Genomic DNA, 12,934 nt, shown 5'->3' on the forward strand with positions numbered 1-12,934 from the left:
CGCCGCAGCACCTTCCCGACATGAGCATGAACCTGTCCGTCCAGCAACGCGCCGCCACCGGCCCTGCGACCCCGTTCGGCGCCGAATCGGGGGCCGACCGCAGCAGCAACGCGACCTCACCGTTCGCCGGCCTGCTCGGGGAGCAGCAGCGTCTCGCCGCGAGCCATGGGCAGAACGGCAACAACGCCTTCGCCGCGCCTCCGGCCCCCGCTCCTTCGAAGGCGAACCCGCCCGCGCCTCGCGCCGAGGCCGCACGCCGGCCGGAGCCACGGGGCCGCGCCGCCGCCGACGAGGCGAAGCCGATCGAGAAGGACACGTCCGCCGCAAAGCGCGCGGCGGCCAAGGACGGCGTGGCGCCGCCCGCGTCCAAGGCTCCGGGCAAGCCCGCCGACGATGCGCCGGACGCGGTGACGACCGCCGTTGAGGCCGAAGTCACCGTGACCGATCCGACCACGGAGATGGCCAAAGATGAGCCCGTCGCCGGCGCGGCCGACGCAGCGGTCACCGCACAGGCGCCAGCGGCCCCTGATCCGAAGGCGATGCTCGACTGGCTGGCCCGCTGGGGCGCCGCACCGCCACCGCGTGAAACGGGCAGCTCGACGTCCTTGCCGACCGATGCCGAAGCTGCGACCGAGACTGTGAAAACGACCGGCGCGAGCCGCGTCACGGTCGATCCGCGCGAATCCGCCACGGGCGGCGCGGGCGCAGCCGGCGCCGCCCGCCAGCGCGCTGGCACCGACCCATCCACCGCCGTCGCGGGAGAGTCGGCTGCCAGCACTGCCGAGCCCGCCGTCACGCGGGCGCTGCACACCGCACATGCCGAAGCACAGGCCGAAGCGCGTGCCAGCGCGAAGGCCGTGGCGGCCGACGCGCTTCTGCAACCGGCCAATGGCGACCCGGCCCTCGCCGCGTCGCGGGAGCCTTTGCCGGCGGCGCCGATGGCAGCCGAACTCCGCCGCGGCGCAGAGGCATCCGACCGGGGGCGCGTCGGCGAACTGCTGCCGACATCGCCCCTCGGCGGCCTGGCGTCGCCGGCCGCAACCACTTCGAGCCTGCCCGGCGGTTCACTGCCTCTGAGCGTGGCGACACCGGTGAATTCGCCCGATTTTTCGCAGGCTCTGGCCACCCAGCTCACGACGCTGGCGCGTGACGGCGTTCACGAAGCGGAGCTGCAACTCAATCCGGCCGACATGGGACCGATCGCGGTGCAGATCGTGATCGACGGCGCCCAGGCGCAGATCGATTTCACCGCCTCCAACGCCGGCACGCGCCAGGCGCTGGAGACCAGCCTGCCGGCGTTGGCGGCGGCCCTGAACGGTGCGGGCCTGACCCTCAGCGGCGGCGGGGTGTTCGAGCAGCGCTCCGGAGGTCGCGAGGGTGCGGCCGACGGCGAGCGCCGTGCCGGCGGACGGAGCGAAACGATCGCCATCGGCGCTGCCGACGGCGCGGCGAGCGCGAGCCCGCGAGCGGCCCGCGGCCTGCTCGACCTCTACGCCTAGTCCGGCCGGCGCCTGCTGCGCCGCTGGTTGGCGGCACCGGTAAGCGCCTGTTTCGCCCCCCTTATCGCGGCTTCGCCGCGTGGGCCGGCTCGAATAATCCTTTCCATACCCTGCGTGCGGTGGCGTCTGCTCCGTGCGCGTTCATGGCAAGGAGTTCCCGATGTCTGCAGCCGCGGCCGATGCCGTCGAAGTGCCGAAGAAGGCCAAGAAAGGCCTGCCGAAGAAGCTCGTCATGATCCTGGCGGTCGTCGTGCTGCTCGTGGCGGCCGGTGGTGGCGCCGCGGTCTACCTTTTGAAGAAGAGGGCCGCCGAGGCCGCCGCTGCCGCCGAGGAAGGCGACGATGCCGAGGACGTGGCGCACGACACCGGCAAGAAGGACCACAAGGCACCGCCCAACTTCCTGCCGCTCGAGGCCTTCGTCGTGAACCTGGCCGATCGCGACCAGGAGCGCTTCGCGCAGATCGGCGTCACCCTGCAGGTCGACGATCCCAAGGTGGCCGAGGAACTCAAGCTCTACATGCCGGCCATCCGCAACGGCGTGCTGATGATCCTGTCGCACAAGACCTCGGCCGAACTGCTCGAACGTGCCGGCAAGGAAAAGCTGGCGACCGAGATCATGCGCGAGTCGGTCCGGCCGCTGGGCATCGAGATCGAGGTCGACGATGCGCCGGTGCACGACGAGGCGACCGCCGACGCCGAAGAGAAGCCCGCGAAGAAGAAGCGCAAGAAGGCCCCGGCCGTGCACAACCCGGTCGAGCACGTGCACTTCTCCAGCTTCATCATCCAATGACGCACCCCCCCGTTGCGGCTTCGCCGCTCCCCCCCGGGGGGGCGACGCTGGCGGACCGGCCAAGCCGGATCCGCGGCGTCCGCTTGCGTGGCGCCGCGCCTGCGGGCCGCGCGCCGGGCCGCTCCCAAGCCGGCCCGCGTCCCCTCGGGGGACCGACCGACGTACTCGTCGGACGAGGGGCACCATGAATCAGCAGATCCTGTCGCAGGACGAGGTCGATGCGCTGTTGCAGGGCATCACCGGCGAGAGCCAGAAGCTCGAGACCGAGGAGGTCGAGCAGGGTGGCGTGCGCGACTACAACCTGGCGAGCCAGGAGCGCATCGTGCGTGGGCGCATGCCCACGATGGAGATCATCAACGAGCGCTTCTCCCGCAACATCCGCATCGGCCTGTTCAACTTCATCCGGCGCACGCCGGAGGTGGCGGTCGGCACGATCAAGGTCCAGAAGTACAGCGCCTTCCTGCGCGAGATCGTGGTGCCGACCAACTTCAACATCATGTCGGTGCGGCCGCTGCGCGGCAGCGGGCTGATCGTCTGCGATCCGACGCTGGTGTTCGCGGTGATCGACGCGCTGTTCGGCGGAGCCGGCAAGTTCCACACGCGCATCGAGGGGCGTGATTTCTCTCCCACCGAGCTGCGCGTGATCTCGCGCCTGGTCGAGGTGATCTCATCCGAGTACAAGAAGGCCTGGGCCGGCGTCTACCCGGTCGAGCTGGAGTACCAGCGCTCGGAGATGCAGCCGCAGTTCGCGACCATCGCCGCGCCGAGCGAGATCGTCGTGACCACTTCGTTCACCGTCGAGATCGGCGACACCAGCGGCACCATTCATTTCTGCATTCCGTACGCCACGCTGGAGCCGATCCGCGACACGCTGTACTCCACCGTGCAGGGCGACGCCAACGAACCCGACCGCCGCTGGGTCAAGCTGCTGACACAGCAGATCCAGGCCGCCGAGGTCGACCTGGTGGCCGAGCTGGCGCAGGCGCCGGCCACGGTCGAGCAGCTGCTCGCGCTGAAACCGGGTGATTTCATCGAGCTCGACCTGGACCAGGTGGTGCAGGCCAAGGTGGACGGCGTGCCCGTGTTCGACTGCCACTACGGCACGAGCAACGGCAAGTACGCCATCAAGATCGATCAACTGCTGACGAACCAGGGCCCGTCCTGGCTGGGAGAACACCATGGCTGACGCCGCACCGAACGACGAACAAGACGCGATGGCCGCCGAATGGGCGGCCGCGCTCGAGCAGCAGTCGCCCGGCCACGAGGTCGTCACGGCGGCCGAGCAGGTGGCGCCGGCGTCGTTCGCCAACTTCGCGCCGACCCCCGGCGGCGGTGCGGGCAACGACATCAACATGATCCTGGACATCCCGGTGCAGCTCACCGTGGAGCTGGGCCGCACCCGCATTCCGATCAAGCACATCCTGCAACTGGCGCAGGGCTCGGTGGTCGAGCTCGACGCGCTGGCCGGCGAGCCGATGGACGTGCTGGTCAACGGCTACCTGATCGCCCAGGGCGAGGTGGTGGTGGTGAACGACAAGTTCGGCATCCGCCTCACCGATATCGTGACGCCCAGCGAGCGCATGCGCCGCCTGAGCCGCGGCGGCTGATCGCGCAGTCCGGAAGCACGAGACATCATGTCCGGTTCCCTGGGCTTCGGCCTGTTGTGGTTCGTCGTCATCGTGGCGGCCATCCCGCTGGCGCTGTGGCTGCTCAAGCGCACGCCCTACGGCGCGGCGATGAGCAACGCGAACGCGCTGACGCGCACTGTCGGCAGCATGGCGCTCGGGCCGCACCAGCGCATCGTGACCGTCGAGGTCGGACAGGGCGAGGAACGCCGCTGGCTGGTGCTGGGCGTCACGCCGCAGTCCATCACCGCGCTGCACACCTTGTCGCCGCAGGCTGACATGGCCGCGAATGCTGCTGCCCCCGAGGCGCCGTTCGCCGCTTTGCTGAAGAAGGTTCGCGATGCGAGGAAATGACGGCCACCCCCGTTGCGGCGTCGCCGCTCCCCCTCGAGGGGGCGACGCTGGCGGACCGGCGGAGCCGGATCCGCGGCGTCTGCTCGCGGGCATCGGTGCGGCTTCTTTCTTGACGCGCCACAAGCGCGCCGTACTGATCGCCGCCGTATCGGTGTTGTCGGCGCTTCCTGCAGCGGCTTTAGCGCAGGCGGCCGGCGGCAACGCGAACTTGCCCTTGATCATCGGCCAGGGCGCCGGCGGCACCAGCTACTCGGTGCCGGTGCAGACGCTGCTGTTCTTCACCGCGCTCAGCTTCCTGCCAGCCGTGCTGCTGATGATGACGGGCTTCACCCGCATCGTCATCGTGCTGAGCCTGCTGCGCCAGGCGCTGGGCACGCAGTCGGTGCCGCCCAACCAGGTGCTGATCGGCCTGTCGCTGTTCCTCACCCTGTTCGTCATGGGCCCGACGATCGACAAGGTCTACAGCGACGCCTACAAGCCCTTCGCGGCCAACCAGATCGCCTTCGACGAGGCACTGGCCCGCGGCGAGGCGCCGATGCGTTCCTTCATGCTCAAGCAGACGCGCCAGAGCGACCTGATGCTGTTCGCCCGGCTCGCCAAGCTCGACCCCGCGGTGAAGGGCGAGGACGCGCCGTTCCGCGTGCTGGTGCCGGCCTTCGTGACCAGCGAGCTCAAGAGCGCGTTCCAGATCGGCTTCCTGATCTTCATTCCCTTCCTGATCATCGACATGATCGTCGCCAGCGTGCTGATGAGCCTGGGCATGATGATGCTCAGCCCTGTGCTGGTGGCGCTGCCCTTCAAGCTGATGCTGTTCGTTCTGGCCGACGGCTGGAACCTGTTGCTCGGCTCGCTCGCCGCCTCCTTTGCCACCTGATCGCCCGCCATGGATTCCCAACAAGTCTTCACCTTCGGCCAGCAGGGCCTGGTCCTGCTGCTGATGGTCAGTGCGCCGATGCTGCTGACCATCCTGGTGGTCGGCCTGCTGATCAGCATCTTCCAGGCGGCCACGCAGATCAACGAATCGACGCTGAGCTTCGTGCCCAAGCTGATCGCCGCGGTCGCGGTCCTCGCGATCGCCGGGCCCTGGATGCTCACCACGATCGTCGAGTACCTGCAGCGCACGCTGCAGGCGATCCCGACTGTCGTCGGCTAGCCGCCTCAGCGGCCGGCGGATGCCGCCCCCGACGAACCGACCATGTTCACCTTCAACGAGGCCCAGCTCACCGCGTGGCTGAGCCCGATGGTCTGGCCCTTCCTGCGGGTGCTGGCGCTGTTCATCAGCGCCCCGGTGCTGAGCATGCGCAGCGTGCCGGTGCGGGTGAAGGTGGCGCTGGCCTTCTTCATCACCGTCGCGGCCCAGGCCTCGCTGCCGCCGATGCCGGTGATCGCGCTCGACAGCGCGCAGGCCTTCGAGGCCGTGGTCCAGCAGTTGGTGATCGGCCTGGCGCTCGGCTTCTCGGCGCGCATCGTCATGGCCGGCATCGAGTTCGCAGGCGAGATGATCGGCCTGCAGATGGGCCTGAACTTCGCGGCCTTCTTCGACCCGATCAGCGCCTCGCAATCCACTGCGGTGAGCCGCTTCTTCGGCACCAGTGCGGCCTGGCTGTTCGTCGTGATGAACGGCCACCTGCTGCTGACCGCCGCCGTGATCCAGAGCTTCCACGCCTTCCCGGTGGCCGCCCCCGAGGCCGCCCCGCTCGCCTTCCTGTCGAGCCTGCAACCCCAGCTCTGGGGTGCGGAGGTGTTCCGCCTCGGGCTGTGGATCGCGCTGCCGATCATCACGATGCTGCTGTTCATGAACCTCGTGCTGGGCCTGATCTCGCGCGTGGCCTCGCAGATCAACATCTTCGCGATCGGCTTCCCGATCACGCTCGGCGTCGGACTGGTCGGCATCACGCTGACCCTGCCCTTCATGGAGCAGCCGTTCACGATGGCGCTGGAGCGGATGCTGGCGCAGTTCCAGTAGAGCGGCACGGCGGCTCGAAGCGGTAGAACCGCACGACAGTCGCCGATCTTGTGCGAATCTGGTACGGCGATTGCATGGGGTCTAGGGTCAACCCTTAGTGTTGGCGAGCGGAGGTTCCCATGCGCGCCGTCCTGTTGTCCCTGCTTGTTTCCATTTCGGCACCAGCATGGTGCGAAGACGACATCCTCGCCGTCCTGCAGCGTTCGCAGCAGATGCAGCTCGACGCGCTGACCGAAGCCCAGGTCGACGATGCCGACCCTGCTGTGCAGGTGGTGCGCCGCAGCTTCCAGCGGGTGCTGGCCGCGGCGGACGTGCCGGGCGACGTCCGCCTGCTGGTCGTGCGGGGTCCGCTGCTCGCGGTGTGCCTGATGGGGCGCGTGGTCGCCGCGAACGTGTCGCTCGCCGACATGAGCGAGAGCGAGCGCAGCTTCGTGCTGGCCCACGAGCTCGGCCATGTGATGCATCGGCACTGGGCGCAGCTCGGGCAACTCTACAAGCGGCACATCCCCGGGGAGGTGGTGCAGGCGCACACCGACGCCATTGCCGGCGTGCTGGGCCGCGAGGCCTCGCAGCTGTCGCACGAGCACGAGTACGAGGCCGACGCCTTCGCGATGCGGCTGATCCGGCACCTGGGCGAGCCCGAGGACACGCCGCTGGTCCTGTTCCAGCACCTGCCGATGATCAAGGCCACCTCCACCCACCCAGGCACCCAGCAGCGCGTGGTGCACCTGCGCACCCTGCAGTAGGGCCGGACGGTCAGCGGCCCGGTTCGATGCCCGGGTATTGCGGCAGCGCGTCGTCGATCGTCCACCACGCCGCCTTCGACGCCACGTGGATGTGCGCGGCGGGCGGCTGGTCGAAGGGCTCGTCGAGGCTGCCCACGCGCAGCCGCAGCATCGCGGGCCGGTCGTCGCGGCGGCTATGGATCGGCGAACCGCAGTCGCCGCAGAAGCTGCGCCACTTGCCCGGCGAGGACTGAAAGCCGCGCAGCCGATCGGCACCGCGCACCAGCCGGAACGCTTCTGTGGCGACTGGGGCGACGGTGGCGAAGGCCGAGCCCTGCGCCTTGCGGCACTGTCCGCAATGGCAGAGCACGATCGGCCCGGGCGCCCGGTCGAGTTCGTAGCGCACCGCGCCGCACAGGCAACCGCCGCTCAGGCGCACACTGCGTTCGGCTTGCATCGGGGTTCAGGCGCCGGACGGCGCACAGCCCGCGGGCTTGAACACCCGCTCGGTCGAGGCCGGATGACGGGCCAGCGCCGCAGCCGGCCGGCGAGGGCGGGCCAACAGCTCGCCGCCGCAGTTGGGGCAGCGGCCCTGCAGCCGGGTGTCGGCGCAGTCGGCGCAGAAGGTGCATTCGAAGCTGCAGATCCGCGCGTCGGCCGCGTCGGGCGGCAGATCGGCATTGCAGCATTCGCAGTTGGGGCGCAGGCTCAGCATCGCGGCTCTCCCGGGGCGTTGCACAGAGGAATGACGACGGGTCAGGCAGGCCGCAGCCGAGCCTCACACCAGGCCGTTGCGGATGGCGTAGACCGTGAGTTCGGAGTTGTTCGTCAAGGCCAGCTTTTCCAGCACGCGGGCGCGGTAGACGCTGACGGTCTTGGGGCTCAGGGTCAGTTCGGCGGCGATGTCCGACAGCCGCTTGCCCGAGGCGATCAGCACCAGGGTCTGCAGCTCGCGGTCCGACAGCTTCTCGTGGGCGATCTCGGTGGTCGGCTGGCTCAGGCTCTCGGCCAGCATCTGCGCGATCTCGGGGGTGATGTACTTGCGGCCCTTGGCCACCATGCGCACCGCCTCGACGATGAGCTGGGTGTCGCTGCCCTTATTGACGTAGCCATAGGCGCCGGCGCGCAGCGCGCGGATCGCATACTGGTCCTCGGGGTACATCGACACCACCAGCACGCGCAGCGCCGAGCCTTCCTCCTTCAGCGCGTGCAGCACGTCGAGTCCGCTGCGGCCGGGCAGATTGATGTCGAGTACCAGCACGTCGCAGGGGGTGTCGCGCAGCAGGCTGCGCAGCTCGCCGTAGTCGCCCGCCTCGCCGACCACCTCGATGTCGGGTGCATCCGACAGGGTGTCGCGGATGCCGCGCCGGATCAGCGCGTGGTCGTCGCAGAGGATGACGCGGACGGTCATGGCCGCCATCCGCCTGCCGCCAGGCAGTCCGGGCGAATCTTGGAGGCCGTGAGGGAGGGTGGCTGCATGCTTCCACTCTACCGCGGCCGCAGCCCGTCGGGCCGGCCTGTCACCGCAGCATGTCCCAGGAGGTGGGGTCGTCCGGGTCGTCCTGCAGGGCATCGAACTCGCCAGCGCCGGTGTCCCCGCCGGCCTCGAGCGGCACCGACAGGATGATGGTGGTGCCGCCCGGTCCGCTGGACAGGTCGACCCAGCCGCCGACCTGAGCCGCGCGTTCACGCAATCCGCGGATGCCGAAGGAGCGCGCCTTGGCGAGGTCCTCCTGGATCAGGCCGCGGCCGTTGTCGCTGACCTCGAGCGACAGCACCCGGCCGGCGACCGTGAGGTCGACTTCCACCCGGGTGGCGTAGGCGTGCTTGCTGATGTTGGTCAGGGCTTCCTGCGCGGTGCGGTAGGCGGCCAGCGGCACCCCCGCCGGCAGCGGCGGCAACTCGTCGCGGCTGGTGCGGAACACCGTCACCACGCCATTGCGCTTCTCGAAGCGCTGGGTCATCCACTGCAGCGCCGCGAGCAGGCCCTGCTCCAGGATGGCGGGGCGCAGGTTGTGCATGATGCGCTGGCTCGACTCGATCGCCAGCGTCACGGTCTCCAGCGCGCCCTGGACGCGCTGCACCACCGCCGGGTCGCGGGCGTGTCGCTCGATCCAGGCGAGGTCGAACTTCAGAGCGGTCAGCGAGCCGCCCACGTCGTCGTGGATCTCGCGGGCGATCGCGGTGCGCTCGGCCTCGATGTTCGCCTGCAGGTGCTGGGCCAGCTCGCGCAGGCGCTGTTCGCTCTGGCCCAGGGCCAGGTCGGCCTCCTGCTTGGCGCGCAGCGCCTCGGTGCCTTCGATCGCGTGCAGCATCGCCGGCACCAGCCGCGCCAGGTTCTCCTTCAGCAGATAGTCGTTGGCGCCGGTCAGCATGGCCTGCACCGCCACCTGCTCGCCGATCTCGCCCGAGACCAGGATGAAGGGCATCAAGAGCCGGCTGTCGCGCAGGATCTCCAGCGCGCGCAGGCCCGAAAAGCCGGGCAGGTTGTAGTCGCTGACCACCACGTCCCAGGGTTCGGCCAGGGCGGCCCGGTAGCCGGCCTCGGACTCGACGCGCAGCGCGTCGGGATCGATGCCGCCGCGCCGCAGGTGGGCCAGCATCAGTTCGTGATCGAGTTCCGAATCCTCCAGGTGCAGCACCCGCAGCCGCAACGGCGCGGAGGACAGGGGGGAGGGCAGGGTGGACAAGTCGGGTGCCGGCATGGGTGAAAGGGTCGAACTGGCCGTCGTTTGGCCCCGTGATCTTGACACCGCCGAACGGCGGGCTGGCGAAGAATTGTGCCAAGCCGCACCCGGCCGGAGGCAGCGCGCCCTGAGCGCGTGAGGACGGGCGCACGCCCGCAGCGTTCGCGCTGTGCCCACTTGCGAAGACAACGATGCCACAAGCCCAGACCTCCGCCGAGCCGGCGCTGCCGCTGCTGCTGGCCGCTGACCTGCAGGACCATCTGATGATGGCCAGCAACGATCTCGACCGCCTGCAACGACTGCTCGCCGACACCTGCGATGCGCTGATGCAGCGCTTCCATGGCGCCGTCGGCCAGCTGGACGGCGGCGACACGATCGACGCCGGCACCGTCCGCAACGTGCGCCACCTGCTCGGCGAGGCCGTCACGGCCCTGCAATTCCAGGACATGGCGTCCCAGCTGATCGCCCACACCCACCAGCGCCTGCGCAACTGCGCCGACCAGTTGGCGCGCGACGCGTTCGGCGCCGACGGCGATGGCGAGGCGGTGATCGCCCCGCCGCCGCTGCGTCCGAATCCCGTGACGCAGGACGAAATGGACGCCGGCACCGTCGAGCTGTTCTAGCGCGGCGTCGCCGCACTCAAGTAGTTCCTCCAGCAACCGATAAGTCACCGAGAAATCCGGAGAGCGCAATGCATTCAATCCTGGCCGTGGACGATTCCGCATCGATGCGGCAGATGGTGTCCTTCACCCTCAAGAGCGCTGGTTACGACGTCACCGAGGCCGTCGATGGCCAGGACGCCTACGACAAGGCCGCGCAACGCCAGTTCGATCTGGTGCTCACCGACCAGAACATGCCCCAGCTCGACGGCATCGGCCTGACCAAGAAGCTGCGCGAGCACCCGAGCTTCAAGGCCACGCCCATCCTGATCCTGACCACCGAGTCCAGCGACCAGATGAAGCAGGCCGGCCGCGCTGCCGGCGCGACCGGCTGGATGGTCAAGCCTTTCGATCCGGCCAAGTTGCTCGAAGTGATCAAGAAGGTCATTCGCTGAGCCCCGTCACGACGAGACACGAGGAATCGACATGGGCGACACGAACACGGCCAGCGCCAACCAGAGCGCCGGCATCGACCTGAGCCAGTTCTACCAGGTCTTCTTCGAGGAAGCCGGCGAGAACCTCGATCGCATGGAGCAGCAGCTGCTCGCGATCGACGTCGCCGCGGCCGACGACGAGGAACTCAACGCCATCTTCCGCTGCGCTCACTCCATCAAGGGGGGCGCGGCGACTTTCGGCTTCGCCGACGTGGCCGAGCTGACGCACCAGATGGAGACGCTGCTCGACAAGCTGCGTCGCCACGAGTTGCAGCCGACGGCGGCGATGGTCGACGTGCTGCTGCAGTCCGGCGACGCGCTGCGCTCGCAGCTGGCGCGTCACCAGGGCGCCGGCGGCGAGGTGCTCGACACCTCGGAACTGCTGGTCAGCATCCGCGCCTTCGTCGGTGGCCAGGCACCGGCCCCGACCGCCAAGGCGGCACCCGCGGCAGTTGCCGCACCGGTCGCCGCCGTGGCCGCGCAGGCACCCGCCGCTGCGCCCGTGCCCGTCGATGCGGCGGACGACGTGCCCGTCACGATGCAGGGCGACCGCATCCTCGAGCTGACGCTCGGGCCGCTGCAGAAGCCCGAGCTGGCCGACAGCATCATCGAGCTCTTCAAGGAGATCGAGGGCCTCGGCACCATCGATCCGATCGACGGCGGCATGCCGCAGGACGGCCTGCGGCGCTTCCGCGTCACCACGCCGAGCAGCGACGCCGACCTGCTCGACCTGTTCAGCTTCCACGTCTCGCGCGAGGAGGTGCAGCTGCGGCCCTGGAGCGGCGAGCGCGTCGCGCCCGGCTACGGCTTCTATCCCAACGCGCCCGGATCTCCGATGACCGAGGAAGACCCGGGTTTCGGCTTCTTCGACAACGCCCCGGGCGCCCCCGGTGCCTCGGCCCCGTCGGACACCGAGGCCGCAGCGCCGGCGGTGGTCGCCAGCGCGCCGAAGGCGGCCGCCAGGGCCGAAGGCAAGGCGCCGGCCGCCACGCTGGAGGCATCGTCGATCCGCGTGTCGGTCGAGAAGGTCGACCAGCTGATCAACCTGATGGGCGAGCTCGTCATCACCCAGGCCATGCTGGCGCAGAACAGCACCCATCTCGACCCCGTGCTCTACCAGAGCATGGTCTCGGGCCTGACCGCGCTGGACCGCAACACCCGCGACCTGCAGGAAGCGGTGATGTCGATCCGCATGATCCCGATGCAGACGGTGTTCAGCCGCTTCCCGCGCATGCTGCGCGACCTGGCCAGCAAGCTCGGCAAGCAGGTCGAGCTGGTGACGCAGGGCGAGGCGACCGAGCTGGACAAGAGCCTGGTCGAGAAGATCACCGACCCGCTGACCCACCTGGTGCGCAATTCCTGCGACCACGGCATCGAGATGCCCGACGAGCGCCGCGCCAAGGGCAAGCCCGAGGTCGGCACGATCACGCTGGCTGCGTCCCACCAGGGCGGCAGCATCGTCATCGAGGTGCGTGACGACGGCAAGGGCCTGTCGCGCGAGAAATTGCTGAAGAAGGCGCGCGAGCGCGGCCTGCATGCGCCCGACTCGCTGAGCGATGGCGAGGTGTGGGCGCTGATCTTCGAGCCCGGCTTCTCCACCGCCGAGGTCGTGACCGACGTGTCCGGTCGCGGTGTCGGCATGGACGTGGTCAAGAAGAACATCGCCTCGCTCGGCGGCACCGTCGAGATCGACTCCGCCGAGGGCTACGGCATGCGCGTCGCGGTGCGCCTGCCGCTCACGCTGGCCATCATGGACGGCATGAGCGTGGGCGTCGGCGACGAGGTCTACATCCTGCCGCTGTCCAGCGTGGTCGAGAGCTTCCAGGTCGGACAGAACGTCATCAAGACCGTCGGCGGGAGCGGTCGCGTGGTCGAGGTGCGCGAGGAGTACATGCCGGTGCTCGAGCTCGAGCAGCTGTTCCATGTGCCACGCTCGAACGACGAGCACGCCAGCGAGATCATGGTCGTGATCGAGGCCGAGGGCGGCCGCATCGCGCTGCTGGTGGACGAGCTGATCGGTCAGCAGCAGGTGGTGGTGAAGAACCTCGAGGCCAACTACCGCAAGGTCGACGACATCTCCGGCGCCACCATCATGGGTGACGGTCGCGTCGCGCTGATCCTCGACGTGGGTTCGCTGGTGCGCCGCTCGCGCCACTGAAGAAGCGTCGCCCTCGCCCGAACCGACTCCCGCTCTC

Annotated in this window: 16 protein-coding genes; 12 read left to right on the plus strand and 4 right to left on the minus strand. The window is 69.3% G+C overall.

Going from position 1 to position 12,934, the window contains the following annotated elements; translation table 11 throughout:
* Positions 1-20 precede the first annotated feature (20 nt).
* The 9 genes from ASC67_RS17805 (at position 21) to ASC67_RS17845 (ending at position 6,980) form a co-directional block, all read left to right on the plus strand.
* Positions 21-1,499, plus strand: coding sequence for a flagellar hook-length control protein FliK (locus tag ASC67_RS17805; protein WP_056324849.1), 1,479 nt, complete (start codon positions 21-23; stop codon positions 1,497-1,499).
* Positions 1,500-1,659: 160 nt separating this feature from the next.
* Entirely contained in the window at positions 1,660-2,289 is a 630-nt protein-coding gene (gene fliL / locus ASC67_RS17810) for a flagellar basal body-associated protein FliL (RefSeq protein ID WP_056324854.1), read from the plus strand.
* Positions 2,290-2,473: 184 nt separating this feature from the next.
* Positions 2,474-3,475, plus strand: a complete 1,002-nt coding sequence (gene fliM, locus ASC67_RS17815) for a flagellar motor switch protein FliM (RefSeq protein WP_056324860.1) — start codon at positions 2,474-2,476, stop codon at positions 3,473-3,475.
* On the plus strand, positions 3,468-3,896 hold the full coding sequence (fliN, locus tag ASC67_RS17820) for a flagellar motor switch protein FliN (protein ID WP_056324864.1): 429 nt from the start codon (positions 3,468-3,470) through the stop codon (positions 3,894-3,896). The genes fliM and fliN overlap by 8 nt, the downstream gene beginning before the upstream one ends.
* Before the next feature lie 27 nt (positions 3,897-3,923).
* Positions 3,924-4,268 (plus strand): flagellar biosynthetic protein FliO, encoded by a 345-nt coding sequence (locus ASC67_RS17825; protein WP_056324867.1) that lies wholly within the window; start codon positions 3,924-3,926, stop codon positions 4,266-4,268.
* The gene (gene fliP, locus ASC67_RS17830; protein ID WP_404932892.1) at positions 4,255-5,142 is read left to right on the plus strand and encodes a flagellar type III secretion system pore protein FliP; all 888 of its coding nucleotides are present in this window, start codon (positions 4,255-4,257) and stop codon (positions 5,140-5,142) included. Before ASC67_RS17825 ends, fliP begins: the two co-directional genes overlap by 14 nt.
* Before the next feature lie 9 nt (positions 5,143-5,151).
* The gene (gene fliQ / locus ASC67_RS17835) at positions 5,152-5,421 is read left to right on the plus strand and encodes a flagellar biosynthesis protein FliQ (RefSeq protein ID WP_056324875.1); all 270 of its coding nucleotides are present in this window, start codon (positions 5,152-5,154) and stop codon (positions 5,419-5,421) included.
* Between the two features lie 42 nt (positions 5,422-5,463).
* The gene (gene fliR / locus ASC67_RS17840) at positions 5,464-6,234 is read left to right on the plus strand and encodes a flagellar biosynthetic protein FliR (protein WP_056324878.1); all 771 of its coding nucleotides are present in this window, start codon (positions 5,464-5,466) and stop codon (positions 6,232-6,234) included.
* Positions 6,235-6,353: 119 nt separating this feature from the next.
* Positions 6,354-6,980: a M48 family metalloprotease gene (locus tag ASC67_RS17845; RefSeq protein WP_056324883.1), complete on the plus strand. Its 627-nt coding sequence runs from the start codon at positions 6,354-6,356 to the stop codon at positions 6,978-6,980.
* Positions 6,981-6,990: 10 nt separating this feature from the next.
* Here the strand turns inward: ASC67_RS17845 and ASC67_RS17850 are convergent, their stop codons facing one another.
* The 4 genes from ASC67_RS17850 to ASC67_RS17865 form a co-directional block, all read right to left on the minus strand.
* On the minus strand, positions 6,991-7,416 hold the full coding sequence (locus ASC67_RS17850) for a GFA family protein (RefSeq protein WP_056324888.1): 426 nt from the start codon (positions 7,414-7,416) through the stop codon (positions 6,991-6,993).
* A 6-nt stretch (positions 7,417-7,422) separates the two neighbouring features.
* Positions 7,423-7,674 (minus strand): DUF1272 domain-containing protein, encoded by a 252-nt coding sequence (locus ASC67_RS17855; protein WP_056324891.1) that lies wholly within the window; start codon positions 7,672-7,674, stop codon positions 7,423-7,425.
* Positions 7,675-7,737: 63 nt separating this feature from the next.
* Positions 7,738-8,370: a response regulator transcription factor gene (locus ASC67_RS17860; protein ID WP_056325342.1), complete on the minus strand. Its 633-nt coding sequence runs from the start codon at positions 8,368-8,370 to the stop codon at positions 7,738-7,740.
* 109 nt (positions 8,371-8,479) lie between these two features.
* Entirely contained in the window at positions 8,480-9,664 is a 1,185-nt protein-coding gene (locus ASC67_RS17865; RefSeq protein WP_056324896.1) for a sensor histidine kinase, read from the minus strand.
* 173 nt (positions 9,665-9,837) lie between these two features.
* On the opposite strand from ASC67_RS17865, the gene ASC67_RS17870 reads away from it, so the two are divergent.
* The 3 genes from ASC67_RS17870 to ASC67_RS17880 all read left to right on the plus strand — a co-directional run bounded on the left by ASC67_RS17870 (position 9,838) and on the right by ASC67_RS17880 (position 12,897).
* Positions 9,838-10,269, plus strand: a complete 432-nt coding sequence (locus ASC67_RS17870; RefSeq protein WP_056324901.1) for a hypothetical protein — start codon at positions 9,838-9,840, stop codon at positions 10,267-10,269.
* A 68-nt stretch (positions 10,270-10,337) separates the two neighbouring features.
* On the plus strand, positions 10,338-10,700 hold the full coding sequence (locus tag ASC67_RS17875; RefSeq protein ID WP_011828184.1) for a response regulator: 363 nt from the start codon (positions 10,338-10,340) through the stop codon (positions 10,698-10,700).
* Between the two features lie 31 nt (positions 10,701-10,731).
* Positions 10,732-12,897: a chemotaxis protein CheA gene (locus ASC67_RS17880; RefSeq protein ID WP_056324906.1), complete on the plus strand. Its 2,166-nt coding sequence runs from the start codon at positions 10,732-10,734 to the stop codon at positions 12,895-12,897.
* The last annotated feature ends 37 nt before the right edge of the window (positions 12,898-12,934 follow it).

This window comes from Methylibium sp. Root1272, from assembly GCF_001425905.1.
Taxonomy (GTDB): domain Bacteria; phylum Pseudomonadota; class Gammaproteobacteria; order Burkholderiales; family Burkholderiaceae_C; genus Methylibium.

Excerpts from the sequence above, each read along its gene's own strand:
- ASC67_RS17855 (WP_056324891.1), bottom strand. The coding sequence starts at position 7,674 with ATGCTGAGCCTGCGCCCCAACTGCGAATGCTGCAATGCCGATCTGCCG.
- ASC67_RS17865 (WP_056324896.1), bottom strand. The coding sequence starts at position 9,664 with ATGCCGGCACCCGACTTGTCCACCCTGCCCTCCCCCCTGTCCTCCGCG.
- ASC67_RS17825 (WP_056324867.1), top strand. The coding sequence starts at position 3,924 with ATGTCCGGTTCCCTGGGCTTCGGCCTGTTGTGGTTCGTCGTCATCGTG.
- fliM (WP_056324860.1), top strand. The coding sequence starts at position 2,474 with ATGAATCAGCAGATCCTGTCGCAGGACGAGGTCGATGCGCTGTTGCAG.
- ASC67_RS17870 (WP_056324901.1), top strand. The coding sequence starts at position 9,838 with ATGCCACAAGCCCAGACCTCCGCCGAGCCGGCGCTGCCGCTGCTGCTG.
- fliQ (WP_056324875.1), top strand. The coding sequence starts at position 5,152 with ATGGATTCCCAACAAGTCTTCACCTTCGGCCAGCAGGGCCTGGTCCTG.
- fliN (WP_056324864.1), top strand. The coding sequence starts at position 3,468 with ATGGCTGACGCCGCACCGAACGACGAACAAGACGCGATGGCCGCCGAA.
- ASC67_RS17845 (WP_056324883.1), top strand. The coding sequence starts at position 6,354 with ATGCGCGCCGTCCTGTTGTCCCTGCTTGTTTCCATTTCGGCACCAGCA.
- fliR (WP_056324878.1), top strand. The coding sequence starts at position 5,464 with ATGTTCACCTTCAACGAGGCCCAGCTCACCGCGTGGCTGAGCCCGATG.
- fliL (WP_056324854.1), top strand. The coding sequence starts at position 1,660 with ATGTCTGCAGCCGCGGCCGATGCCGTCGAAGTGCCGAAGAAGGCCAAG.
- ASC67_RS17860 (WP_056325342.1), bottom strand. The coding sequence starts at position 8,370 with ATGACCGTCCGCGTCATCCTCTGCGACGACCACGCGCTGATCCGGCGC.
- ASC67_RS17880 (WP_056324906.1), top strand. The coding sequence starts at position 10,732 with ATGGGCGACACGAACACGGCCAGCGCCAACCAGAGCGCCGGCATCGAC.
- fliP (WP_404932892.1), top strand. The coding sequence starts at position 4,255 with ATGCGAGGAAATGACGGCCACCCCCGTTGCGGCGTCGCCGCTCCCCCT.
- ASC67_RS17850 (WP_056324888.1), bottom strand. The coding sequence starts at position 7,416 with ATGCAAGCCGAACGCAGTGTGCGCCTGAGCGGCGGTTGCCTGTGCGGC.
- ASC67_RS17875 (WP_011828184.1), top strand. The coding sequence starts at position 10,338 with ATGCATTCAATCCTGGCCGTGGACGATTCCGCATCGATGCGGCAGATG.
- ASC67_RS17805 (WP_056324849.1), top strand. The coding sequence starts at position 21 with ATGAGCATGAACCTGTCCGTCCAGCAACGCGCCGCCACCGGCCCTGCG.